Here is a 22,399-nt window from a genome sequence, read left to right as displayed (position 1 = left end):
CAGAGAGGACACCCACATGAGCGAGACGATGCGAGCCGTGAGCCCCCGCACATGGGGCGGCGGCCCCGAGGTCCTGACCCCGATCGAGGTGGCCCGCCCCGAGCCGGGCCTCACCGAGATCCTCGTGCGGGTCCGTGCCGCGGGCGTGAACCCGGTCGACTGGAAGGTCCGCGCCGCCGGCCCCATCGGCCCCGTCGGCGACCCCCCGATCCTCGGCTACGACGTCTCCGGCACCGTCGAGGCCGTCGGCCCCGGCGTGACCCTCTTCGCGCCCGGCGACGAGGTCTTCGGCATGCCGCGCTTCCCGGAACAGGCCGGTGGCTACGCCGAGTTCGTCGCCGCACCCGCCCGGCGCTTCGTCCGCAAGCCGGCCGGTGTCGACCACGTCCACGCCGCCGCGCTGCCGCTGGCCGCGCTCACCGCCTGGCAGTCCCTGGTCGACACCGCCCGGCTGCGGGCCGGTCAGCGGGTGCTCGTTCACGCGGCCGCGGGCGGCGTCGGCCACCTCGCCGTGCAGATCGCCAAGGCGCGAGGCGCGTACGTCATCGGAACCGCCCGCACCGAGAAGCACGACTTCCTGCGCCGGCTCGGCGCCGACGACGTCATCGACTACACGCGCGTGGACTTCACCGAGGTGGTGCGCGACGTGGACGTGGTCCTGGACGCGTTCGGCGGCGACTACGGCACCCGCTCCCTCGGGGTACTGCGCCGCGGCGGTCACCTGGTGACGCTGCCGGCAGCGGAGGACCTGCCGGCGGCGGCCGCGGCCGAGGCCGCTGGCGTGCACTCCGGCTGGACCGTGGTCGAGCCCGACTCGGCGGGGCTGCGGGCGATCGCCCAGCTGGTGGAGGAAGGGAAGCTGCGGGCCGAGGTGGACACCGTGCTGCCGCTGGAGGAGGCGGCCAAGGCACACGCCTACGGGGAGTTGGGCCGGACCCAGGGCAAGATCGTGCTCACCGTCGGCTGAGGGCGGTCACGGACACCGGCATCGGGGCGACACGCTCGTCAACCGGTGGGGCCGGCCGGTGACTGCGCCAAGTAGTCGGCGAGAGTGCCACGGGTGCGGCGGAGGTTGTCGATCTGCTCGTCCATGGCCGTCATCTCCCCCTGGAGGACGGCCCGCAGGTCGGCGCACCAGTCGAACTCCGGCGCCTCCTGCGCCTCGCCCCGGACGCAGGGCAGCACCGAACGGATCACCTTGGTGGACAGGCCCGCGTCCAGCAGGGCGCGCACCTGCCGGACGGTGACGACCGCGTCCCCGTCGTACTCCCGGTAGCCGTTCGGCCCACGCCTGGCGGCCAGCAGGCCCTGCGCCTCGTAGTACCGCAACAACCGTGTCGTGACCCCGGTACGCCGGGACAACTCCCCGATCAGCATGGTGCCCCGCCCGCCGTCTCTGAGCTTGCGTGTTGACCTTCACACCGATGCTAAGCCTTAGCGTCGTCCCACCGAACGGGCGTTCCGCACAGGTGCCCGACCGATGACTGGCTGACGCTGGGGTGATCTCACGATGTCTTTCGTTGTCCAACGCAACGGCCTGGCCGCGACCGCCGAGGAGCTGGCGCCCCTCGCCTTCGCGGGCTACGCCCACTTCACCGCCCTCCAGGTCCGGGGCGGCCGGATCCGGGGCCTCGACCTCCACCTGGAGCGGCTGCGATCCGCCTCCCTGGAGATGTTCGGGCGGGCGCTGCCCGAGGACCGGGTCCGTTCCTGCCTGCGGACGGCGTTGCGGGCCGGCCCCGCGGACCTCTCGCTGACCGCCACGGTGTACTCCCCGGCGGGTGAGTTCACCGTGGCCGGCCCCGAGGCGGAGCCCGAGCTGCTGGTCCGTACGGGACCGGCGGCGACCGGCCCCGCGGGCCCGCTGTCCCTGGCGGTGGTCGAGCACGAACGGGACCTCCCGGCCGTGAAACACGTCGGCGAGGTGGCCAAGACCTATCTCCTCCGCCGCGCCGTCGAACGGGGATTCGACGACGCGGCCTTCGTCGACCGTCGGGGCCGGCTGAGCGAGGCCACGATCTGGAACCTGGCCTTCTGGGACGGCGAGAGTGTGGTGTGGCCTGCCGCCGAGATGCTGACCGGCACGACGATGGGCATCCTCCGTCGCCAGCTGGAACGCCTCGGTGTCCCCCAGCGCACCGAGGCCATCTCCCTCGATGACCTGCCCGCGCTGGCCGGAGCGGTCGTCATGAACTCCTGGACACCGGGCATCCCGGTACACCGCATCGGCTCCGTCCGCCTCCCGGACGCCCCCCTCTTCCTGGAACAGCTGCACCGGGCCTATGAGGCGGAGCCTGGCGTGTCGCTGTGACCCGCGCCGGGCCGGTGCGCCCTCACCTCCCCGACGGCACCTCGCAGGCGTCCGAGAAGCCCTGGCTGGTCAGGCCGAAGGCGCTGTTGACACGCGAGCGGTAGTTCTCCAGGGCGACCATGTGGGTGAGTTCCACGAAAGCGGCCTCACCGAGCCGGCCGATCAGGGCGGCGGCGAGCTCGTCCGTGACGCGGGGTTCGGTCTCGGTCATCGCCTCGGCGTACTCCAGGACCAGCAGCTCCAGCTCGGTGAAGATCTCCTGGTGGTCGCGCCACTGCGGCACCTTGGAAACCTTGTCCATCGGGAGTCCGAGCGCGTCGCCCTCCCAGTGGCCGAAGTCCATGCACCACGAGCAGTTGATCCTGGCGGCCGAGACCATCACGGCGAGGTGCTTCAGGCTCGGGTCGAGGCTGTTCCACTTGGCGGCACCGCGCTCCTGCCGGGCGTAGGTGAGCAGAACCCGCGCGTTGTGGCCGACGGCCAGCAGGGGTTCGAGCACCTTGCCGTAGCTGCGCCGGGAGTACCAGGCGCTGATGCGGTTGAGCAGGGTATGAGGCGGGGTGAGCGAGATGCGCGCCATGGCGGATTCCTCCATCGTCGAGCGGTGACTCGGGCCTCGGCCGAGTGCTTCTTCCAACGGCTTCCGGAGGTGTGACACGGTAGCCCGCCGGAGTGTGACATCCGGCGGTCACCCGTCTGCGACGAATCTTCCCGGCAGGCTCTCGCCACCTCCCGGCCCTGCCCGCCGGAACGGTGTTCCATGGCCGCAGGCCTGTATCGGCTTCCGGTGACTCCGCGAGAAGAGGGCTTCACATGACCGTGGGACAGATGCGATTCGGCACGACCAACGACGCCGGTGCGGACTCGACCAACCTGAGCTCCGATGGCGCTGAAGGACGCGGGACCCTGCGCGTCACCGGCACCGGCAACTTCGGACTGGCCATCGCCGCCACCGGGGATTTCTGGGGCATCTCGACCCGTGGGGGACACACCGGAGCGGACGCCTCCGGCGACAACACAGGCGTCCGTGGGGCGTCGGCCGACGGAACCGGGGTGGCCGGTGTCAGCAACACACACGAGGGCGTGGTGGGCCAGTCCTTCACCGGCAGTGGAGTGAGGGGACTCGTCCTCCAGGACAACACCGTCGCCGCGGGCGTGCTGGGAGAGGCCTGGGGGCGCGACGGCAACGGAGTGATCGGCCAGGCGAACAACGGGTCCATCGCCTACGGCATCTGGGGCAGGAGCACCAGTGGCTACGCCGGGTACTTCCAAGGCAAGGTCACGGTCACCGGCACCCTGGCCAAGGGGGCCGGCGGGTTTCTGATCGATCATCCGCTCGATCCGGAGAACCGCTGCCTGCAGCACTCGTTCGTCGAGTCCGCCGAACGGCTGAACGTCTACAGCGGCACGGTGGTGACGGACGCCGACGGGGCCGCGGTCATCGAACTGCCGGAGTACTTCGAGGCCCTGAACGAGGACTTCCGTTACCAGCTCACGACCATCGGCGGCTTCGCCCAGGCGACCGTGGTCGAGGAGGTACGGGACAACCGCTTCGCCATTGCCACCGACCGCCCCGAGGTGAAGGTCTCATGGCAGGTGAGCGGCGTCCGGCGGGACGCCTTCGCCCGCGCGAACCCGTTGGTGGCGGACGAGCGGAAGCCCGAGGAGGAACGAGGCACCTATCTGCACCCCGAAGCCTGGGGCAAGCCGGCGGAGGCGGGGAGGGACTTCGCGCGGACCGCCGCGCTGGACAAGCGGAAGCTGGAGCCGCTCAGGCCCGCCGACGACTACCGCATGCCGCCCGGTGCCGGCGGCGAGCGGCGGACCTGAGCGGCCGTCACCTCGCGGCACGGCTCATCGTGCCGAGCCCGGCGAGGCACCAGTGATACTGATGTGCGAGCCGAGCAACCGCCGCCGCGCCGACAGGAGAACGCGATGACACCCTTCCCCGGAGCCCCGGTTCCGCAGGCCGCCGAGGCCGGCGCCGGATTCCAGGCCACGGGCCGCGGGGTGCTGGTCAGCGGCGCCTCCCGCGGGGTGGGGCGAGCTGTCGCCCAGGCGTTCGCCGCCAACGGCGACCGGGTGGCCGTGCACTACGGCAGCCGCCGGGAAGAGGCCGAGGCCACGCTCGCCGCGCTCACGGGTACCGGCCATGTGCTGCTGGCCGCCGACCTGTCGGACGCGGCGGAGGCCGCACGACTGGTGGACGCGGCGGCGGACGCGCTCGGCGGCGTCGACGTCCTGGTCAACAACGCCGCGGCGGCCGCGCCCGCGCATCCGCCCGCCACCACGCCGTACGAGGAGTGGACGGCCGTCTGGCAGCGCCAGGTGGCGGTCAACCTGCTCGCCACGGCCAACCTCAGTCAGCTGGCCGCACGTCGCATGATCGACCAGGGTACGGGCGGCCGCATCGTCAACGTCGGCTCGCGCGGCGCCTTCCGGGGCGAGCCGGACCACCCGGCGTACGGGGCGACCAAGGCGGCGGTGCACGCGCTGGGACAGTCACTCGCGGTGGCGCTCGCCCCGCACGGCATCGCCGTCACCTCGGTCGCGCCCGGCTTCATCGACACCGACCGGGTCGCGCACCGGCTCGACGGCGCGGAGGGCACGGCCATCAGGGGCCAGAGCCCCTTCGGCCGGGTCGCGCTGCCGGAGGAGGGGGCGGCGGCCGTGCTGTGGCTGGCCTCACCGCAGGCGCAGTGGAGCTCGGGCACGGTGTTGGATCTCAACGGGGCTTCCTACCTGCGTACGTGAGGCGTCCCGCGTACGTGAGGCGTCCCGGGTACCTGAGGCGTCCCGCGCGTATGAGGCATCCCGCGTCGGAGCCTCTGTGTGACGGCTCGCCCACCCGCGTCAGCTCCTCGGCTACCCCGCCATGACGCCGTGGTGCCGGGCCAGGTAGCCGGCCAGCCCGTCGGCGTCGTCCGCCGCGAGACCCAGGTGGCCGTCGGGGCGTACCAGGAAGACTCCGCGGTCGGCGCCGTACCCGTCCCGGATATGGCCGAAGGCGTCCAGCAGGTCGGGTGCGGCGCCGCCGACGCGGCGGACGCGGACCGAGGAGGTGTCGAGCGCCGGGAGCGCCAGGGCGGAATCCTCGTCCGCCTCCAGGACCAGCAGGGTGAAGTGCGGCCCGCGGAAGGCGTCGAACAGCTGGTACGGGGTGCCGTCGGGGAGGGCGCAAGGGGCGTCCGGGGCCCGGTCACCCGCGCGCGGGGCGCCGTCCGGCACCGCTTGCCGCAGCTCGGCGGCGAGGGTCCCACCGCGGTAGGAGAGCCCCAGCTGATGGATCTCCGCAGTGCGTTGCTGCCCTTCGACGTCACCCGCCATGGCCGCCCGGTGGAGGCGGGTACTCATCCCCAGCACCCCGGCGGCGACCGGCAGCCGCTCCTCCTCGTAGGAGTGCAGCAGGGCCGGGTCGGCCCCGTGGCGCAGCACCTGTCCGAGCTTCCAGCCCAGGTTGTAGGCGTCCTGCACGCTGGTGTTCAGCCCCTGGCCGCCTGCCGGGGAGTGCACATGCGCCGCGTCCCCGATGAGGAACACCCGCCCCTCGCGGAACCGTTCTGCCATCGCCGCCCGCGCCCGGTAGCCGGAGGCCCACGTCACCTCGCGGACGGCGGAGGCGGCCAGCCCGGTGCGCTGGGTGATCAGCCGCCGCACCCCCTCCGGCGAGGTGTCCGGCACCGCGTCGGCGTCCTGGTACTGCGCCGCCATCTGGAAATGGTCCGTTCCGGCGAGCGGGCAGAACGCCACGCCGCCGCCGGCCGCGCGCTGCCACACGTGCCAGTGGTCCAAGTCGAGTCCCTCGATCCGGACGTCGGCGACCAGCATCGGGTGCGGGTCGACGGTCTCGCCGGTCATGGTGATGCCCAGTGCGGCGCGGACGGTGCTGCGGCCGCCGTCGGCCGCCACCAGATAGCGGGTCCGCACCGTGTGCGCACGGCCGTCCGGCCCGGTCAGCCGCGCCTGGACCCCGTCCGCGTCCTGCTCGAGCCCGGTCAGCGTGGTGCCGAACTCCACTGAGCCGCCCAGCTCCAGCAGGCGGGCGTAGAGGATGTCGGAGGTGCGCCACTGCGGCAGCATCCACACCTCGTGGTACGGGGCGCCCGGCGTGGGCTCGACCTCGGCGATCATCTGGAAGGCGCCGAGCCGCCGGTCGCCGTCCCAGCCCATCATCGGCGGATAGCCGCCGCCGGCCGCCCGCACCGCGGAAATGACACCGAGGTCGTCGAAGACCTCCTGGGTGCGCGGCTGGAGCCCCTTGCCCCGCGACCCGGGGAACAGCCCGTCCCCGCGCTCCACCACCCGGGCCGGCACGGCCCGCCTGGCCAGGTCGACGGCGAGGGTGAGTCCGGCCGGTCCGGCGCCGACGATCAGCACCTCGGCGACCCCCAGCTCCTTAACATCGTTAAATTCCATGCGCCGAGGATGCGCTTAACGGTGTTAAATTGTCAAGCGTGGCCCCCACTGAGCAGAGAGAATGACCTCATGGCGACGACCCGACTCGACCGAACCCGACTCGACCGAACCCTGGTGGTGGACACCGCACTGCGGCTGCTCAACGAGGTGGGCCTGGAAGGGCTCACCCTGCGCCGGATCGCCAAGGAGCTGGGCGTCCAGGCCCCCGCCCTCTACTGGCACTTCAAGAACAAGGGCGAGCTGCTCGATGAGATGGCGACCGCCATCCACCGCGACATGAGCCGCACCCCCACAGCTCCCGCCGAGACCTGGCAGGAGCAGATCGTCCATGCCCAGCGGTCCCTGCGCCAGGCCCTGCTGGGCTACCGCGACGGCGCCAAGGTGTTCAGCGGCACGCGCTTCACCGACACCGGACACGCCGCCCCGATGGAGGCCCATCTGAGGGTCCTGGTCGACGCGGGCTTCACCCCCAGCGCCGCCGCCCGCGCCTCCTTCATCGCCTACACCTTCACGCTCGGCTTCGTCACCGAGGAGCAGGCCGTGCAGGCCATGCCCGGCGAGCGCGCCACCGGATACGACGTCGACGAGCGGGCGGAGCGCATCGGCGCCGACTACCCGCTGACCGCCGCCGTGGGCGCGGACCTCTTCCTCGACTACGAGGAGCGCTTCGAGGAGGGCCTGCGCGCGATCGTGGCCGGCATCGAGGCCACCTTCCTCAGCGGCTGACGCCCCGGCCCCCGGCCGGGCAAACGGCCGTCAGGGCCGGCGCGCGCCGGCTTGTGGAGGCAGCGGGTTCACCACCCCGTCAGGAGCAGGTGGTTGACCAGCAGCGCGAGGGCGGCCTGGGCGAGCAGCCAGGCGCGGTGGCAGCGGCGCGGAAGGAGCGCGGCGGCCGGCAGCAGCCAGGTGGTGAAGGGCAGCCAGATGCGTTCGGTCTCCGCTTTGCTCATGCCGGACAGATCGGCGACGGCGACCATCGTCAGTGCGGCCAGGACGAGGACGACCAGCCCGGCCGAGCCGGGCTCACCTGGCGTACCGGTCCGCCAGTCGCGCACCGCCGTGGGCACATGGGCCAGGACCCGGCGGATGCCGGCGAGTGTGGCGAGGCCCGCCGTGATGACCAGGTTGGCCAGGTTGCCCCAGACCCAGTAGCTGTAGGGGCGCGTGGAGGCGACCCCCTGGTAGTAACGCTCCACCAGCAGGTCGTAGCCCTCCCACCACCGGAACCCCGCCAGGGTGAACGCGGCCACCACCACGCCCGCGCCGGCCAGGAGGTACGGAAGCGGACGGGCCGTGCGGGTGAAGAGCAGCACCGCGCCGACCGGGATGACCATCAGCGTCAGGCCGTAGGAGAGATAGCAGGCCAGCCCCAGCAGCAGCCCCGCGAGCCCCGCGCGCCAGGCGACGTGGACGCCAGCGGTGGGCAGGGGCCCGGCCGCGCCGGGGGAGGGCGCGCGGGCCGTATGGGTGGCGGCCAGGATGAGGAACGTCAGGCACCAGGCGGCGACCGCGGCGAAGTAGCCGTCCGCGGAGGCGCCGGCCCACACCGCGGCCGGGGCCAGGACGAGGAACGGGGCCGCTCGGCGCGCGAGGTCCTCACCGGCGAGCGCGCGCAGCGCGATGAGTACGGCAGCGGCCGCGGAACTTCCCACCGTGATGCACCAGGCTCCCGCCCAGCCCCCGCCGCCCAGCCCGATGCGGTCGAGCGCGACGAAGGTGAGCACGGCAGCGGGCGGATGCCCGGAGACGTGGGCGGGCCAGTGGTCGGGCTGGGTGAGCAGGATGTGCTGGGTGTACGCGCCGAGGGCTTGACCGATGTTGTCGAACCGGTCCACCGCCCGCAGGTATTCGTGCTCGGTGGTGAGCCGCTCGGCGACCCCGCGGTGCCAGCCGTCGACGAGGGCGAGCGACCAGGTCCAGGCCATGGCCGCGAGCCAGCCGGCGAGGACCAGCCGCCGCCACCCGAGCGCGGCCGCCACCCGCCGCCCCCAGGTCACCACCGCCGCGGCGACCGCCAGCGCGGCCGGGGTGCCCGGGCCCGGATGGGGCATCCATTCGGCGTACAGCGGAGGCCAGTCGACGTACAGGGTGTGCTCGGAACGCTGGATGGCCGCCCCGGCCACGGCTGCCGCGAGGACGAACGCCGCACCGAGCAGCGCCGCCCGCACGTCGCGCCGGGGGCCTGCCCGGTCACCCGAGGTACGCCGCGGACCGGGCCGCTCGGCGGGGTGTCTGCCCCGAGCGGAGGAACTGCCAAGGCTCATCCCGCCACGTTAGGAGCCTCCGGCGGTGATCCGAGGCAACGTGCCGAGGGCGTCATCGGACCGTCAGATCCTGTCCAGCAGGCGGCTGACGTCAGCCTTTCGTCATCAGCGTCGGCGGTCCTTCCCGGTGGCGCGGGCCTTAGCGTCGTCCCACGGCAGCTAATCGGCCCCGGCCTGTGGATAGGACCGCCATGGAAGACGAGCACGGCAACGGCCCCAAGGGCGATCGGGCGGACGGCGACGCGGAACCGGCCGCGCCGGCGCACCGCCCTCCGGCACGGGCGCGCCTGAAGTCCGCGCTCGGTGGTCCGCCTCCCGGGCCCGCGCGGCCGGACTTCTGGCGCAGCCCACTGCGCGGGCCCTGGCTGACCTCCGTCTTCGGCGCGGTCCTGCTCGTCGGCCTGCCGCTGGTGTTCGTGACCGGGTTGCTGTCCTACGCCGCCTACAACCCGGATCTGTCCCCCTGGAACGACAAGACACCCGACAAGGGCCTGCTGGGCTTCTACCTGTTCTCCTGGCCGACCAGCCCGTACTGGCTCTACCGCGTCAACCAGGGCATCCACGTCACGCTCGGCCTGGTGCTCATCCCGGTGCTGCTGGCCAAGCTGTGGTCGGTCATCCCCAAACTGTTCCAGTGGCCCCCGGTACGGTCCGTCGCCCACCTGCTGGACCGGCTGTCGCTGTTCCTGCTCGTCGGCAGCGTGCTCTTCGAAACGGCCACCGGGGTACTCAACATCCAGCTCGACTACGTCTTCCCCGGCTCCTTCTACCCCCTGCACTTCTACGGAGCCTGGGTGTTCTTCGCGGCCTTCGTCGTCCATGTGGCCGTCCGGCTCCCCCGGATGAGGTCCGCCCTGCGGAGTCGCCGGCTGCGGGACGAGCTGCGCACCCCGACAGCCGCCACCCGCCCCGAACCACCCGACGCCACCGGTCTGGTCGCTCCCCGCCCGGCCGCGCCCACCCTCTCCCGCCGCGGCGCCCTCGGCATGGTGGGCCTGGGATCCCTCGCCGTGCTGGTGACATCGGTGGGGCAGAGCGTCGGCGGACCGCTGCGGCGCACCGCGTTCCTCGCCCCGCACGGCCAGGACCCGGGGCCCGGACCCAACGGCTTCCAGATCAACAAGACGGCGGCCTCCCGCGGCATCCGGGCGCGAGACACCGGGCCCGACTGGCGTCTGACGGTCCGGGGGGCGGGAGGAAGGGTAACCCTCAGCCGGGCCCAGCTCCTCGCGCTGCCGCAGCACACCGCGGCACTGCCGATCGCCTGTGTGGAGGGGTGGTCCACCTCCGACCAGCAGTGGAGCGGAGTGCTCCTCGCCGACCTGGCCGGTCTGGTGGGGGAGGGCGACCGGCCGCCGTCGGTGTTCGTGGAGTCGTTGCAGCGCCGGGGCGCCTTCCGGGCGGTGGTGCTGCGGGACAACCAGGTCCGTGACCCGAGGTCCTTGCTGGCCCTGCGGGTGAACGGCGCGGACCTCTCGCCCGACCACGGGTATCCGGCGCGGATCATCGTGCCCGACAATCCGGGGGTCTACAACACCAAATGGGTCTCCCGCCTGACCTTCGGAGCCTCGGAGTGAGGACGGCATGAGGACGGGACGAGGGCGCGTCGGAAGGCGCGTTGCGAGGCGCTTCGGGAGGCGCGCCACGGCCGTGTTCCGGCGAGGCTACGGCGCCTCAGGTCTGCACCTGCTGCTGATGGCGAGCTCCTTCGCCCTCACGGCGTACGCGGGGGTCCGGCTGCTGGAAGGGGACGCGGCCGGGATCGTGCTGTGGTTCGCCGGTGCCGCGGTCCTGCACGACCTGGTGCTGCTGCCGGTCTACAGCCTCGCCGACCGCGGCGCGCAGGCGCTGCTGGGAGTCGGGCGTTCCGCCGAACCGGCCGAGACACCGTCGCGGCGCCCGTGGATCAACTTCATCCGAGTGCCCGTCTTTCTCTCCGGGCTGCTCCTGCTGGTGTGGTTTCCGCTGGTGCTGGACCGGGTCGACCACTACGAGGCGTACACCGGACTGCCGGCGGGCGTCTTCCTCGAGCGCTGGCTGCTGGCCACCGCGGGGTTCTTCGCCGCCTCGGCACTGTGGTTCCTCATCCGGATGTGGCGCGGCCGAACAGCCAGGCCGCACCGCCGGATCCGGCGCCTCGCGCGGTGCCTCCCGCGTCATCTCCGGCCCTGGCGAAGGGCGAAGAGATATTCGGTTGCGGTCGATCACGGGGCCACGGCTACCGTCCTCGCATGTCACTGCGCGGCTACCGAGAGATCCTCACCCGACCTGTCCTGACCTGGGGTGCCGTCGCCGTGGGCGCGCGCATGCCGGTCGCCTTGGCACCACTGGCCCTGGTCTTCCTGGTGCGCGAGCGGCCCGGCGGCTACACCTTCGGCGCCCTGCTCGCGGCCACGTACGTCGTCGGCGAGATCGTCGGGGCACCGGTGCTCGGCATGCGGCTGCGGGCGGAGCGGGCACGGCCGCAGCTGGCGGCCGGGCTCGCGGTGGGAGCCGCCGCCTTCGCCGGGCTCGGGGCGCTGCCCGGTGCCCACCCGGCCGTGCTCTGCACCCTCGCCTTCCTGGCCGGCGGGGCACCGGCCGCGTCCCCCGGCGGTCTGCGGGCGCTGCTCACGGCGCTGGTACCGGCGCGCTCCGCGCCGCAGGCACTCAGCACCGAGTCGATGCTCACCTTCGCGATCTGGGCGGTCAGCCCCGCCGTGGCGACCGGGCTGGCGCTCGGCGTCGCCCCGTCGCTGCCGCTGCTGCTCGCCGCCGTCCTCATGGCGGCCGCGATCGCGGGGCTGTGGGCGCTGCCCGTCGGCTGGTCGACCGGCGGCGACGGGGACGCCGACAAGGGGGACGGTGACGCCGACACGGGCGGGGGAGACGGCGACAGCCGCGGCGCGATGCCGGCGGTCCTGGTGCGGGCCTGGCCCGTGTACGTCACCGGAGCGGCGTCCATGACGCTGCTGGCGCTCGCCGAACTGATCCTGCCCGCGCTCCTGGAGCAGCGGGGCATCGCCGTGGCGGTTGCCGGGCCGTTGCTCGTCGCGCTCTCGGTCGGCTCCGGAGTCGGCTCCTTCCTCTACGGGCTGCGGGGCACATGGCCGGGGCGGCTGTCCACACAGAGCTTCGTGCTGCTCCTGGCGGTGTCCGCCTGCGTCGCCGGCATCGCGTTCGCACCCTCCCGGTGGTGGATCGCCGCGCTCCTGGTGGTCGCCGGAGTACTGGAGGCGGGCGTGATGCTCGCCCGCAGCCTGCTGCTCCGTCAGATACTCCCGGCCGGGGCCCTCGCCGCCGGCTACTCGGTGATGTACGCGGCCGTGGGCGCCGGTTACGCGGCGGCGGGGAGCCTCTCCGGAGCACTGCTCAGCGTCGCGGAGCCGTCCGTCGCCATGCTCGCCGGGGTGGCCCTCACCCTGGTCCTGGCCGTGGTGGGCGCCGCGGGAGAGCGCACCTCGCGCAGGCGCGGCATGGAAGGGGACACGCCGGAGCGGGGCACCGAGGCCGCCGTCGACCGGCAGGGCCCGGCGACCGGCGCCGGCGCCCGCTGAGGGTACGGGACTGGCGGGGCGTCAGCCTCGGCACGTCCGAGTGCTTCGGGTGAACTCCGAAAAGTCCCGGCCCGCGGCCGTCCATTGACGGACCGTGCACCATCCCGCCGCCTCGGCGTGGACGCGGAGTGCGCGGGCACCCACCCGCGCCCAGGGGAAGGGCGCCCCGTGGTGCCCGCTGCCGTCGTCGACGCGCGCCTCGTACCGCTCGTCGACGTCCTCCACGGCGGTCTCGGCTATCAGCACGGCGCCGGAAGCGGTGATCTCGGCGACGCGCCGCAGCAGAGCGGCCGGATCGCCGCCGATGCCGATGTTTCCGTCGATGAGCAGAGCCGTGACCCAACGGCCCTCACCGGGCAGCGGGTCGAACACCGACTGGCACACCGCGGTGCCTCCCGCCCGCTCCGTCCGGGTCACCGCCTCCGGGCTGACATCGATGCCCAGCACGCGCCGGCGCTGTGCGGCGAGGGCCGCGACCAGGCGTCCAGGGCCGCAGCCGATGTCCAGTACCGGACCCCGGCACCGCCGCAGCACGGTCGCGTCCGCGGCATCCGGGGCGTCGCACCAGCGCTCGACCTCCAGGGGCAGCAGCTGTCCGTCGCCCCGGCGCAGGAAGAGCGGGCCGTGTCCGGTGCGCAACGCCTCGGTGTAGGGATCGGCTCGCCAGGCGGTCGTCGTCACCCGTCTCCCGCCTGAGGTTCGCCGACGGGCCATTCCGCAGCGGCCGGGTGGCCCGCGTCGGCCTGCGCCCCTTCGCGTCGCGCCGTCCGGACCGCGCCAGGCACCCCGGCGGGTCGGCCTGCCCGGGCGGTCGCCCCGGCCAACCGGGTGTGCACAGCGGCGAACCGGGACGTCGGCGCTTCGGCGGCCACCAGCCGGGCGTCGTCGGCGGTGTCCACATCGCGCAGCCGGGGCAGGTCGCCGACGCGCAGACCCGCATCGGTCAGCCGGCCGCGCTGCACGGCGCCGGTCTCGGGCACGGACATCGGCACCCCGCGCACCAGGGCCGGCTCGGGCCGGGCCAGGCCCAGCGCCCAGAAGCCGCCGTCCATGGCCGGGCCGAACCAGGCGTCGCGCTCGCGCCAGGCGTCCGGCGCCAGGGCGGGAGCCAGCAGCGCCGGGGTGAGTTGCGGCGTGTCCATCCCGATCAGCAGGGCGGGGCCGTCGCACAGGGCGAACGCGGCGGCGAGCCGCTCGTCGAGACCTCCCGCGCACTGGGGCAGCACCTCGAACCCGGGCGGCAGCCAGTCCCCCGGGGAGCCGTCGAGTATCAGCACCCGGCGGTCCGCCGGGGCCGCCAGCGCGGTGGCCAGGGTGTCGGCGAGGGCCGCCGCGGCCAGCCGCGCGGCCTCGATCGGGCTGAACGCCGGGGTGAGCCGGGTCTTCACCCGCCCGGGGACGGGCTCCTTGGCGATCACCAGCAAGGCGGTCACCGGCCGCCACCCGGCTCGGCCAGCACCCGGCGCATGTCGCACACCGCGTGCCAGGTGCCCCGCCAGGTCCCGGTGACCTTCGACTTCCCCGCGCGCGGCAGATAGGGGACGTCCACCTCGCGGACCCGCCAGCCCGCGTCGGCCGCCCGGACCACCATCTGCAGCGGATAGCCGCTGCGCCGGTCGGTCAGCCGGAGGGCCAGGAGGTCCTCGCGGCGCGCGGCGCGCATCGGCCCGATGTCGTGCAACCGCATCCCGGTACGGCTGCGCAGCATCCGGGCGACCGCCATGTTGCCCACCCGGGCATGGGCGGGCCACGCTCCCCGGCTCCGGGGACGGCGGCGGCCCAGCACCAGATCCGCCTCGCCGGCCAGCACCGCGCTCGCGAAGGGGGCCAGCAGCCCGGGGTCGAGGGACGCGTCGCAGTCGCAGAAGCAGACCACGTCCGCTGCGGCGGCCGACAGCCCGGCATGGCACGCGGCGCCGAACCCCCGCCGCGACTCGTGCACCACGGTGGCTCCCAGCCGCCGGGCGATGTCGGCGGACCCGTCCGTGGAGCCGTTGTCCACGACGATGGGGCGCCAGCCGGCGGGAACGCGTTCCAGGACCCAGGGCAGCGCCTCGGCCTCGTTCAGGCAGGGGAGTACGACGTCTACGGTCATGGGCTTCACGGTACGAACCAGCAGCGGACAAATGGGGCATCAGGTCCTTACGAAACGCGGACGTCGCCGTCCGCCGGAACCCTGGGCCGGACGCCTGGGCACGACGGATGCGACGCTGGCGCCATGGGTAACTCAGTACCGGGGCGCGTCCTCGTCGTCGACGACGACCCGACGGTCGCCGAGGTCGTCGCCGGCTACCTCCAGCGGTCCGGATTCACGGTCGACCACGCCGCCGACGGCCCCGCCGCGATGCGCGCGGCCGGACGGGCATGGCCCGATCTCGTCGTCCTGGACCTGATGCTGCCGGGTATCGACGGGCTGGAGGTGTGCCGACGGTTGCGCGCGACCGGCCCGGTGCCGGTGATCATGCTCACCGCGCGCGGTGACGAGGACGACCGCATCACGGGCCTGGAGGTGGGCGCCGACGACTACGTCACCAAGCCGTTCAGCCCCCGCGAGCTCGTGCTGCGCGTCGAGTCGGTGCTGCGCCGCAGTCGGGCGGCGGCCCCGGCTGCCGACCCGGCCGACCGGCCCGTGCAGGCCGCGGGGGTGCGGCTGGACCCGGCGACCCGGCGCGTCACCAAGGACGGCCGGGAACTGGCCCTCACCCTCCGGGAGTTCGACCTGCTCGCCCACTTCCTGCGCCACCCCGGCCGGGCGCACAGCAGGGAGGCGCTGATGCGGGACGTGTGGGGCTGGGAGTTCGGCGACCTGTCGACCGTCACCGTCCACGTGCGGCGGCTGCGCGGCAAGGTCGAGGACGACCCTGCCCGCCCCTTGCTGATCCGGACCGTCTGGGGGGTCGGCTACCGGTTCGAGGTGGCCGCGGGCCAGGAGGAGCGGCCGTGAGGGATCTGCTGCTGATCGCCGCCTTCGCGTTCGCCGGGGCCGGCTGCGCGGGGCTGCTCGGTGCGCTGGCGCTGCGGATGGTCAGGCACCGCTCGGTCGCCGTTTCGCTGGCGGTGGTCGCCGCCGTCACGGTCACGGCGATGCTCGCCGGGACCCTGGCCGTGGCGCAGGCCATGTTCCTGTCCCGGCACGACCTGACCGTGGTGACCACGGTCGCCGCCATGGCCGCCGTCGTCTCACTGGCCACCGCCCTGCTCCTGGGGCGCTGGGTGGTGGCCCGCAGCCGCGACCTCACCCTCGCGGCGCGGGACTTCGGTGAGGCGGGGGCCTTCGCCGTGCCGCCCGGCGCCTCCACCGCCGAACTCGCCGCGCTCTCCCGCGAACTGGCCGCCACCAGCGCCAGACTCGCCGCCTCCCGGGAGCGTGAGCGTGCCCTGGAGACCTCACGTCGGGAACTGGTCGCCTGGATCTCGCACGACCTGCGCACCCCGCTGGCCGGGTTGCGCGCCATGGCCGAGGCCCTGGAGGACGGCATGGCGGCCGACCCCGCCCGCTATCACCGCCGCATCCGCACCGAGGTGGACCGGCTCAACACCATGGTCGGTGACCTCTTCGAACTCTCCCGCATCCATGCCGGGGCGTTGGCCCTCTCCCCGGCCCGGATCTCGGTGTACGACCTGGTGGACGATGCCCTCTGTGGTGCCGACCCGCTCGCCCGCGAGCACGGTGTCCGGCTCGTCGGCGGCCGGATCGAGCCCGTCCCGGTCGAGGTGGACGGCAAGGAGATCACCCGCGTCCTGGCCAACCTCCTGGTCAACGCGATCCGCCACACCCCCGCCGACGGCACGGTCGCCGTCGAAGCCGAACGCCGCGCCGACCACGTCGTGCTGTCGGTGACCGACGGCTGCGGCGGCATCCCGGAGGACGACCTGCACCGGGTCTTCGACACCGGATGGCGTGGCACCCAGGCCCGTACCCCGCCGGCCGGCGCGGGTCTGGGCCTCGCCATCGTCCGGGGCATCGTCGAAGCACACGCCGGACGGGCCGGCGTGTGCAACGTGGCAGGCGGCTGCCGCTTCGAGGTCACCCTTCCGCTCGCCACCGCCGGGACCGCGTGACGGGCCGCGGGGCTCAGCGTGACCCGGAGCCTGAGGCGGGTACCCCGACGCCTGAGGCGGGCGTCCCGATGCCCCTGCCCGGTGGGCGCTGTTCGGCACGGGCGAACTCCGCCATGCCGGTGAGGAAACCGACCCGGGGCCGCCACCCCAGCTCCTGGCGCAACCGCCGCGAGTCGGCGGTGATGTGCCGTACGTCGCCGAGCCGGAACTCCCCGGTGACCACCGGCAGCGGCCCGCCGTGCGCCTCGGCGAGAGCCATGGCCATCTCGCCCACGGTGTGGGGTTCGCCGCTGCCCGCGTTGTAGGCGGTGAGCGTGCCCGCCGGCCGGTCACCCATCGCCTCCAGCGCCGCGACGTTCGCCGCGGCGATGTCCCGGACATGGACGAAGTCGCGCCGCTGCGCCCCGTCCTCGAAGACACGCGGCGCCTCGCCCCTGGCCAGCGCGGAGCGGAAGAAGGACGCCACACCGGCGTAGGGGGTGTCGCGGGGCATGCCCGGGCCGTAGACGTTGTGGTACCGCAGCGCCACCGCCCGCCCGCCGGTGGCACGGGCCCACGCGGCGGTCAGGTGCTCCTGGGCCAGCTTGGTCGCGGCGTACACGTTGCGCGGATCAGCCGGAGCGTCCTCCTCCACCAGCCCGGGGCGCAGCGGAGAGCCGCACCGCGGGCACGGCGGGTCGAAGCGCCCCGCCGCCAGATCGGCCACGGCCCGCGGCCCCGGCCGCACCTCGCCGTGGAGCGGGCACGCGTACCGCCCCTCCCCGTACACCACCATGGACCCCGCCAGCACCACATCCGCCACGCCCGCCTCCGCGGTTGCGGCGAGCAGTGTCGCGGTGCCCAGATCGTTGCAGCTGACGTACTCAGGGGCGTCGGCGAAGTCCTTGCCAAGCCCCACCATCGCGGCCTGATGGCAGACGGCGTCAACTCCGCGCAGCGCCCGCCGCACGGCCGACACGTCCCGTACATCGCCGTGGATCCCTGCCACCGCCGGTGCCGGATCGCCGCGGTGCGCCGTGGGCAGCAGCGCGTCCAGGACCACGGGTTCATGGCCCCGTTCGATGAGAGCCGTGACGATATGGGAGCCGATGAAGCCCGCGCCTCCGGTGACGAGTACTCGCATGGGGCCGACGCTACGGCCCCCGGACGGCCGTGTGTCCGCCACACGCGAGGAGGTAAGACTTCCGTCACCTGGCTGCGCCGGGCGGCGTTCGCCGGCGAGCTCACAGCGGATGCGGCGGCCGTCCAGCCGGTGCGGCGGTCAGCCCGCCTCCTCCCCGGCTTCGCCGGCGGGAGCCGCCGGTCGGGTACGGCGCGCCGTCATCACCGCGGCGGCCGCCGCGGTGGCGGCCAGGAGCACGGTGGCCGCGCCGAGCGCGTGTTCGGCCGCGGTGCGCGGGCCGCCGGTCGCATCGAGGTAGACGCCACCGACGAGGGCGACGCCGAGGGTTCCGCCGAGTTGCTGGACGGCGTTGAGCAGTCCCGCCGCCGAACCGGTCTCCTGCGGGCCGACGGTCCCCAGCGCGGTGGTGAAGAACGGCGGCGTGAACAGCCCGGTGCCCAGCCCCGCCAGCGCGAGGGCGAGCGGGAGGGCCGTCGGGTAGGCGTCGGGGGCGGCGGCGCGGTAGGCGAGCGCGGCGGCGGCCACCCCGGCGGCGAGGGCGGCGACGCCGACGTGCATGACACGGGCGCCGTACCGGGGGACGAGGTGGCTTCCGGCGGCCCAGGAGGCGAGTGCCATCCCCGTGGACCAGGGCAGCAGGGTGAGGCCGGCGGTGAGCGGCCCGTCGTGGAGGCCGAGTTCGAGGTGGAGCACGACGGTGATCATGACGCCGTTCATGACGGCGAAGAACAGTGTGGACGTGGCCAGTGCCGCGGGGAAGGAGCGGCCGCGCAGCAAGGCCGGTTCGATCAACGGGGCCTTGCCACGGCGGGCGGTGCGGCGTTGCTGGACGACGAACACCGCCAGCACGGCGGCGCCGGCCGCGGCGGTCGCCCATGCGGCGGGTCCGGGGTGGCCGGTGGCGAGCGGGCAGACCAGCAGGGCGGTGCCGAGCATGGCCAGCGCGGTGCCGGCCGGGTCCAGACGCGGGCGGAGGGGGGCGCGGTCCTCGCGCAGACGGGGGGTGGCGGCCAGGACGGCGGCGGCGAGGGGGAGGTTGACGAGGAAGACGGCACGCCAGGAGGCGCCGAGCAGGTCGGCATGGGTGAGAACGCCGCCGAGCGCGGGACCGGCGACCGCGGCCACTCCCATGACGGGCCCGATCATGCCGAGGGCTTTGGGCAGTTCGGCGCCGGTGAACATGGCGCGGATCAGCCCGAACGTCTGCGGGATGATCGCGGCCGCGGCGGCGCCCTGTAGGACGCGCACGATGATGAGGACGGCCGCGGTAGGTGCGAGCGCGCACGCCAGGGAGGTCGCGGCGAAGGCGATGACCCCGGCGCGGAAGACGCGCTTGCGGCCGTGGATGTCGCCCAGGCGGGCGCCGGTGAGCAGGCCGAGGGCGAAGGCGAGGGTGTAGGAGGCGCTGAACCACGGGATGGTGGCGTCCGCTCCGCCGAGGTCGGTGTGGATGACAGGGGCGGCGACCTGCACGATCGTGGCGTCGAGGAGGTTCATGGCCTCGGCGGCGAGAAGCGCGGCGAGCGCGGTCCAGCGCCATCGGTAGGGCGCGGACACGCCGGCGGCGGAGGCTCCGGATACGGCGGGCGCGGTGGTGCTGGCGGGTGGTGTCCCGGTGGCGGATGGTGTGTCAGTGGCGGATGGTGTGCCAGTGGCGCGGGACATGGGGTCTCCCTCGGGGATACGGGTCGGTGGGCTCGCGACCACCGTGCCCGCCCGCCGCCGACAGCTTCCATTTCTCCGCAGTGGTTGGGTGATTGCTTCCATCAAGGTCGGCTAGTTTGATGGATATGCTCGTGCTGGATGATGTGGACCGCGGCCTGATCCATGCTCTTCAGGTGGACGGGCGGGCGCCGTTCACGCTCATCGCCGAGGTGCTCGGCTCCTCGACGCAGACCATCGTCCGCCGCTACCGACGCCTGTACGCGCAGGCCGGGCTGCGGGTGGTCACCCTTCCGACGCCGCGCAGCTCCGGCACGCACCAGTGGTTCGTGCGGCTGACGGTCGCGACGCGAAGCGCGCACGACATCGCCGTGGCGCTCGCGCGCCGGCCGGACACCTCGTGGGTGCGGCTGACGTCCGGCGGCACGGAGATCGTGGCGATCATCCACACCCCGCCGTCCGGTCCGGACGCGCACGCGCTGCTGCTGCGCGACATCCCGCGCACCGCCGGCATCACCTCGGTCTCCGCGCACTACCTGCTCCACACCTACCTCGGCGGGCCGACCGCGTGGCGCGGGCGGGTCAACGTCCTGGACGAGGGCCAGCAGGCCCGGCTGCGTGCCGGGCAGGAAGCGGCCGGCGGGGGAGGGGGCACCGCGGTCCCGGGGGAGGAGCCGTACCTGTTGACCGACGCCGATCGGGTGCTGCTGAGCGCGTTGCGCGAGGACGCGCGGGCCAGTTACGCGGAGCTGGCGGCGGCCACCGGCCTGACGGCGTCGACGGTGTCCCGCAGGATTGCCGAACTGCGGGCGCGTGACGCGTTCTTCTTCGACGTGGACGTGGACCCGGCGCTGGTGGGCGTCACGGTGTCGGCGCTGCTGTGGATGCAGGTCGCGCCGGCGCACCTGGAGGCGGTGGCGACCGCGCTGGCCGGCCATGAGGAGCTGGCGGTGGTCGCGGCGACGACCGGGCCGACGAATCTGGTCGCGCACGCGCTGTGCCGGGACGCGGAGGCGCTCCACGCCTATCTGACGCGGCGTGTGGCGTGGGAGGCGGTGGCGCGCATCGAGACGGCCCCGGTGCTGCGCACCTACAAGGCGGCGGCGACCCTGCGGATTCCCTGACGAGCGTGCGCGTTGCTCCCGCCGACCGTTCGACCCCGTCTTCTCCGTCTCGCCGGGGCCGGGGGGCTGCTGAACTGCCCGGCGGGGCGGCAGGGTTGTGCACCAAGGCGACTTACCTGCTGGTAACTTCATCAAAGTGATCATGCCGCACCAATGGCGTGATGCCACCTCGATGATGACATCTCGATAAGGACACCCCCTTGGCCCGTACCCGGCTCAGCCGCACGCACCGCCTCCTGGGAACCGCTGCGGTCTCCGCGCTCACCGTCGCCCTGCTGCCCGCCTCCCCGGCGTCCGCCGACTCGCCCGCCTCCCCGGCGACTGCCGACTCCTCCGCCACCCCGCACCTCGACGCCGTCGAGCGGACCCTGCGCCAGGTCTCCCCGGGCCTCCAGGGCCAGGTCTGGGAGCGCACCGCCGGCAACGCCCTGGACGCCTCCGCCGACGACCCCGCCGGCTGGCTGCTCCAGACCCCCGGCTGCTGGGGCGACGCGCACTGCGCCGAACGGCCCGGCACTCAGCGGCTGCTGGCGAAGATGACCGAGAACATCGCCGCTGCCACCAGCACCGTCGACATATCGACCCTGGCACCCTTCCCCAACGGGGCGTTCCAGGACGCGATCGTGGCGGGTCTGAAGAAGTCGACGGCCGCCGGCAACAAGCTCACGGTGCGCGTCATGGTGGGCGCGGCGCCGGTCTACCACTCGACCGTGTTCCCCTCGAAGTACCGCGACGAGCTGCGCGCCAAGCTCGGCCCCGCCGCCGACTCCGTCACGCTGAACGTCGCCTCGATGACGACCTCCAAGACCGCCTTCTCCTGGAACCACTCCAAGCTCCTGGTGGTCGACGGCCGGTCGGTCATCACCGGCGGCATCAACGACTGGAAGGACGACTACCTCGACACCACCCACCCGGTGGCCGACGTCGACCTCGCGCTGACCGGCCCGGCAGCGGGCTCCGCGAGCCGCTACCTGGACCGGCTGTGGGGCTGGACCTGCGAGAACAAGGGGAGTCTCAGCAAGGTGTGGTTCGCCGCCTCCCCCGGCGCCGGCTGCGTCTCGTCGCTGACGAAGGCGAACGCCCCGGCGGCCGCGACCGGGGACGTGCCGGTGATCGCCGTCGGCGGCCTCGGGGTGGGCATCCAGGACTCCGACCCGTCCTCGGCGTTCCAGCCGAAGCTGCCGACCGCGTCCGACACCAAGTGCGGGGTCGGGCTGCACGACAACACCAACGCCGACCGCGACTACGACACGGTCAACCCCGAGGAGAGCGCGCTGCGCACGCTGGTCGCCAGCGCCGAGCGCCACATCGAGATCTCCCAGCAGGACCTCAACGCCACCTGCCCGCCGCTGCCGCGGTACGACGTCCGGCTGTACGACGCCCTCGCGGCGAAGCTGGCCGCCGGGGTGAAGGTCCGCATCGTGGTCAGCGACCCGGCCAACCGCGGCGCGGTCGGCAGCGGCGGCTACTCGCAGATCAAGTCGCTCAACGAGATCAGCGACGTGCTGCGCAACCGCCTCAACCTGATCACCGGGGGGCAGCGGGAGGCGAAGGCGGCGATGTGCGGCAACCTCCAGCTCGCCACCGCCCGCAGCGCGGACAGCGCCACCTGGGCCGACGGCAAGCCGTACGCGCAGCACCACAAGCTGGTCTCCGTGGACGACTCGGCCTTCTACATCGGCTCCAAGAACCTCTACCCCTCCTGGCTGCAGGACTTCGGCTACATCGTGGAGAGCCCGAAGGCGGCCAAGCAGCTCGACGAGCAGCTGCTCACCCCGCAGTGGAAGTACTCGCAGGCGACCGCCACGTACGACTACGCCCGCGGCGTCTGCCAGGGCTGATGCCCCCGGGCGCATGCCCCTGACGTCCCACCCCTGACGGGGCGTCGGACCCGACGGCCG

Annotated in this window: 21 protein-coding genes; 12 read left to right on the top strand and 9 right to left on the bottom strand. The window is 73.6% G+C overall.

What is annotated here, in order from left to right; all coding sequences use genetic code 11:
- Positions 1-28: 28 nt before the first annotated feature.
- Positions 29-967 carry an NADP-dependent oxidoreductase gene (locus AC4BDD_RS01135; RefSeq protein ID WP_490691998.1) on the top strand — a complete coding sequence of 313 codons (939 nt, stop codon included), beginning with the start codon at positions 29-31 and terminating at the stop codon, positions 965-967.
- Between the two features lie 38 nt (positions 968-1,005).
- Here AC4BDD_RS01135 and AC4BDD_RS01130 read toward each other — a convergent pair whose 3' ends face one another.
- Positions 1,006-1,377: a MerR family transcriptional regulator gene (locus AC4BDD_RS01130; RefSeq protein WP_490689052.1), complete on the bottom strand. Its 372-nt coding sequence runs from the start codon at positions 1,375-1,377 to the stop codon at positions 1,006-1,008.
- Between the two features lie 133 nt (positions 1,378-1,510).
- Between AC4BDD_RS01130 and AC4BDD_RS01125 the strand changes: the two genes are divergently transcribed.
- Positions 1,511-2,311 (top strand): aminotransferase class IV family protein, encoded by an 801-nt coding sequence (locus AC4BDD_RS01125; protein ID WP_490689051.1) that lies wholly within the window; start codon positions 1,511-1,513, stop codon positions 2,309-2,311.
- Positions 2,312-2,333: 22 nt separating this feature from the next.
- Here AC4BDD_RS01125 and AC4BDD_RS01120 read toward each other — a convergent pair whose 3' ends face one another.
- On the bottom strand, positions 2,334-2,891 hold the full coding sequence (locus AC4BDD_RS01120; RefSeq protein ID WP_490689050.1) for a carboxymuconolactone decarboxylase family protein: 558 nt from the start codon (positions 2,889-2,891) through the stop codon (positions 2,334-2,336).
- A gap of 248 nt (positions 2,892-3,139) precedes the next feature.
- Here AC4BDD_RS01120 and AC4BDD_RS01115 point away from each other — a divergent pair, with 248 nt between their 5' ends.
- Entirely contained in the window at positions 3,140-4,141 is a 1,002-nt protein-coding gene (locus AC4BDD_RS01115) for a hypothetical protein (protein ID WP_490689049.1), read from the top strand.
- Positions 4,142-4,246: 105 nt separating this feature from the next.
- Positions 4,247-5,065: an SDR family NAD(P)-dependent oxidoreductase gene (locus tag AC4BDD_RS01110; RefSeq protein ID WP_490689048.1), complete on the top strand. Its 819-nt coding sequence runs from the start codon at positions 4,247-4,249 to the stop codon at positions 5,063-5,065.
- 111 nt (positions 5,066-5,176) lie between these two features.
- On the opposite strand, the gene AC4BDD_RS01105 is transcribed toward AC4BDD_RS01110, so the two are convergent.
- Complete coding sequence (locus tag AC4BDD_RS01105) at positions 5,177-6,727, bottom strand: FAD-dependent monooxygenase (RefSeq protein WP_490689047.1); 1,551 nt, start codon at positions 6,725-6,727, stop codon at positions 5,177-5,179.
- A 69-nt stretch (positions 6,728-6,796) separates the two neighbouring features.
- Between AC4BDD_RS01105 and AC4BDD_RS01100 the strand changes: the two genes are divergently transcribed.
- Positions 6,797-7,453: a TetR/AcrR family transcriptional regulator C-terminal domain-containing protein gene (locus tag AC4BDD_RS01100; RefSeq protein ID WP_490689046.1), complete on the top strand. Its 657-nt coding sequence runs from the start codon at positions 6,797-6,799 to the stop codon at positions 7,451-7,453.
- 68 nt (positions 7,454-7,521) lie between these two features.
- Here the strand turns inward: AC4BDD_RS01100 and AC4BDD_RS01095 are convergent, their stop codons facing one another.
- Complete coding sequence (locus tag AC4BDD_RS01095) at positions 7,522-8,991, bottom strand: hypothetical protein (RefSeq protein ID WP_490689045.1); 1,470 nt, start codon at positions 8,989-8,991, stop codon at positions 7,522-7,524.
- Positions 8,992-9,182: 191 nt separating this feature from the next.
- Between AC4BDD_RS01095 and AC4BDD_RS01090 the strand changes: the two genes are divergently transcribed.
- The 3 genes from AC4BDD_RS01090 to AC4BDD_RS01080 all read left to right on the top strand — a co-directional run bounded on the left by AC4BDD_RS01090 (position 9,183) and on the right by AC4BDD_RS01080 (position 12,527).
- Positions 9,183-10,568, top strand: coding sequence for a molybdopterin-dependent oxidoreductase (locus AC4BDD_RS01090; protein ID WP_490689044.1), 1,386 nt, complete (start codon positions 9,183-9,185; stop codon positions 10,566-10,568).
- A gap of 73 nt (positions 10,569-10,641) precedes the next feature.
- Entirely contained in the window at positions 10,642-11,268 is a 627-nt protein-coding gene (locus AC4BDD_RS01085; protein WP_490689043.1) for a hypothetical protein, read from the top strand.
- On the top strand, positions 11,223-12,527 hold the full coding sequence (locus AC4BDD_RS01080) for an MFS transporter (protein ID WP_490689042.1): 1,305 nt from the start codon (positions 11,223-11,225) through the stop codon (positions 12,525-12,527). Before AC4BDD_RS01085 ends, AC4BDD_RS01080 begins: the two co-directional genes overlap by 46 nt.
- Positions 12,528-12,548: 21 nt before the next feature.
- On the opposite strand, the gene AC4BDD_RS01075 is transcribed toward AC4BDD_RS01080, so the two are convergent.
- Genes AC4BDD_RS01075 through AC4BDD_RS01065 form a run of 3 tightly spaced genes read right to left on the bottom strand, consistent with a single transcriptional unit; the run spans position 12,549 to position 14,622 of the window.
- Positions 12,549-13,208 carry a methyltransferase domain-containing protein gene (locus AC4BDD_RS01075; protein WP_490689041.1) on the bottom strand — a complete coding sequence of 220 codons (660 nt, stop codon included), beginning with the start codon at positions 13,206-13,208 and terminating at the stop codon, positions 12,549-12,551.
- Complete coding sequence (locus AC4BDD_RS01070; protein ID WP_490689040.1) at positions 13,205-13,960, bottom strand: TIGR04282 family arsenosugar biosynthesis glycosyltransferase; 756 nt, start codon at positions 13,958-13,960, stop codon at positions 13,205-13,207. The genes AC4BDD_RS01075 and AC4BDD_RS01070 overlap by 4 nt, the downstream gene beginning before the upstream one ends.
- The gene (locus tag AC4BDD_RS01065; RefSeq protein ID WP_490689039.1) at positions 13,957-14,622 is read right to left on the bottom strand and encodes a glycosyltransferase family 2 protein; all 666 of its coding nucleotides are present in this window, start codon (positions 14,620-14,622) and stop codon (positions 13,957-13,959) included. The genes AC4BDD_RS01070 and AC4BDD_RS01065 overlap by 4 nt, the downstream gene beginning before the upstream one ends.
- 123 nt (positions 14,623-14,745) lie before the next feature.
- Here AC4BDD_RS01065 and AC4BDD_RS01060 point away from each other — a divergent pair, with 123 nt between their 5' ends.
- Both AC4BDD_RS01060 and AC4BDD_RS01055 read left to right on the top strand, forming a co-directional pair.
- Positions 14,746-15,471, top strand: coding sequence for a response regulator transcription factor (locus tag AC4BDD_RS01060; RefSeq protein WP_490689038.1), 726 nt, complete (start codon positions 14,746-14,748; stop codon positions 15,469-15,471).
- Entirely contained in the window at positions 15,468-16,589 is a 1,122-nt protein-coding gene (locus tag AC4BDD_RS01055) for a sensor histidine kinase (RefSeq protein ID WP_490689037.1), read from the top strand. The genes AC4BDD_RS01060 and AC4BDD_RS01055 overlap by 4 nt, the downstream gene beginning before the upstream one ends.
- A 13-nt stretch (positions 16,590-16,602) precedes the next feature.
- Here AC4BDD_RS01055 and AC4BDD_RS01050 read toward each other — a convergent pair whose 3' ends face one another.
- Both AC4BDD_RS01050 and AC4BDD_RS01045 read right to left on the bottom strand, forming a co-directional pair.
- On the bottom strand, positions 16,603-17,712 hold the full coding sequence (locus tag AC4BDD_RS01050; protein WP_490689036.1) for an NAD-dependent epimerase/dehydratase family protein: 1,110 nt from the start codon (positions 17,710-17,712) through the stop codon (positions 16,603-16,605).
- A gap of 138 nt (positions 17,713-17,850) precedes the next feature.
- Positions 17,851-19,377 (bottom strand): MFS transporter, encoded by a 1,527-nt coding sequence (locus AC4BDD_RS01045; RefSeq protein WP_490689035.1) that lies wholly within the window; start codon positions 19,375-19,377, stop codon positions 17,851-17,853.
- 125 nt (positions 19,378-19,502) lie between these two features.
- Between AC4BDD_RS01045 and AC4BDD_RS01040 the strand changes: the two genes are divergently transcribed.
- Together AC4BDD_RS01040 and AC4BDD_RS01035 are read left to right on the top strand one after the other, a co-directional pair.
- A complete protein-coding gene (locus AC4BDD_RS01040) occupies positions 19,503-20,498 on the top strand; it encodes an Lrp/AsnC family transcriptional regulator (protein WP_490689034.1) in 996 nt (331 codons plus the stop codon).
- 200 nt (positions 20,499-20,698) lie between these two features.
- Complete coding sequence (locus tag AC4BDD_RS01035; protein ID WP_490689033.1) at positions 20,699-22,339, top strand: phospholipase D-like domain-containing protein; 1,641 nt, start codon at positions 20,699-20,701, stop codon at positions 22,337-22,339.
- Positions 22,340-22,399 lie beyond the last annotated feature (60 nt).

The organism is Streptomyces sp. JLBT605, from assembly GCF_058215555.1.
This window is presented reverse-complemented; position numbering and strand designations above follow the sequence as displayed.

What these genes read in the sequence shown, in the direction of transcription:
- AC4BDD_RS01120 (WP_490689050.1), bottom strand. Translation starts at nt 2,891, where the DNA reads ATGGCGCGCATCTCGCTCACCCCGCCTCATACCCTGCTCAACCGCATC.
- AC4BDD_RS01065 (WP_490689039.1), bottom strand. Translation starts at nt 14,622, where the DNA reads ATGACCGTAGACGTCGTACTCCCCTGCCTGAACGAGGCCGAGGCGCTG.
- AC4BDD_RS01090 (WP_490689044.1), top strand. Translation starts at nt 9,183, where the DNA reads ATGGAAGACGAGCACGGCAACGGCCCCAAGGGCGATCGGGCGGACGGC.
- AC4BDD_RS01135 (WP_490691998.1), top strand. Translation starts at nt 29, where the DNA reads ATGCGAGCCGTGAGCCCCCGCACATGGGGCGGCGGCCCCGAGGTCCTG.
- AC4BDD_RS01110 (WP_490689048.1), top strand. Translation starts at nt 4,247, where the DNA reads ATGACACCCTTCCCCGGAGCCCCGGTTCCGCAGGCCGCCGAGGCCGGC.
- AC4BDD_RS01115 (WP_490689049.1), top strand. Translation starts at nt 3,140, where the DNA reads ATGCGATTCGGCACGACCAACGACGCCGGTGCGGACTCGACCAACCTG.
- AC4BDD_RS01125 (WP_490689051.1), top strand. Translation starts at nt 1,511, where the DNA reads ATGTCTTTCGTTGTCCAACGCAACGGCCTGGCCGCGACCGCCGAGGAG.
- AC4BDD_RS01045 (WP_490689035.1), bottom strand. Translation starts at nt 19,377, where the DNA reads ATGTCCCGCGCCACTGGCACACCATCCGCCACTGACACACCATCCGCC.
- AC4BDD_RS01100 (WP_490689046.1), top strand. Translation starts at nt 6,797, where the DNA reads ATGGCGACGACCCGACTCGACCGAACCCGACTCGACCGAACCCTGGTG.
- AC4BDD_RS01095 (WP_490689045.1), bottom strand. Translation starts at nt 8,991, where the DNA reads ATGAGCCTTGGCAGTTCCTCCGCTCGGGGCAGACACCCCGCCGAGCGG.
- AC4BDD_RS01105 (WP_490689047.1), bottom strand. Translation starts at nt 6,727, where the DNA reads ATGGAATTTAACGATGTTAAGGAGCTGGGGGTCGCCGAGGTGCTGATC.
- AC4BDD_RS01130 (WP_490689052.1), bottom strand. Translation starts at nt 1,377, where the DNA reads ATGCTGATCGGGGAGTTGTCCCGGCGTACCGGGGTCACGACACGGTTG.
- AC4BDD_RS01050 (WP_490689036.1), bottom strand. Translation starts at nt 17,712, where the DNA reads ATGCGAGTACTCGTCACCGGAGGCGCGGGCTTCATCGGCTCCCATATC.
- AC4BDD_RS01040 (WP_490689034.1), top strand. Translation starts at nt 19,503, where the DNA reads ATGCTCGTGCTGGATGATGTGGACCGCGGCCTGATCCATGCTCTTCAG.
- AC4BDD_RS01080 (WP_490689042.1), top strand. Translation starts at nt 11,223, where the DNA reads ATGTCACTGCGCGGCTACCGAGAGATCCTCACCCGACCTGTCCTGACC.
- AC4BDD_RS01060 (WP_490689038.1), top strand. Translation starts at nt 14,746, where the DNA reads ATGGGTAACTCAGTACCGGGGCGCGTCCTCGTCGTCGACGACGACCCG.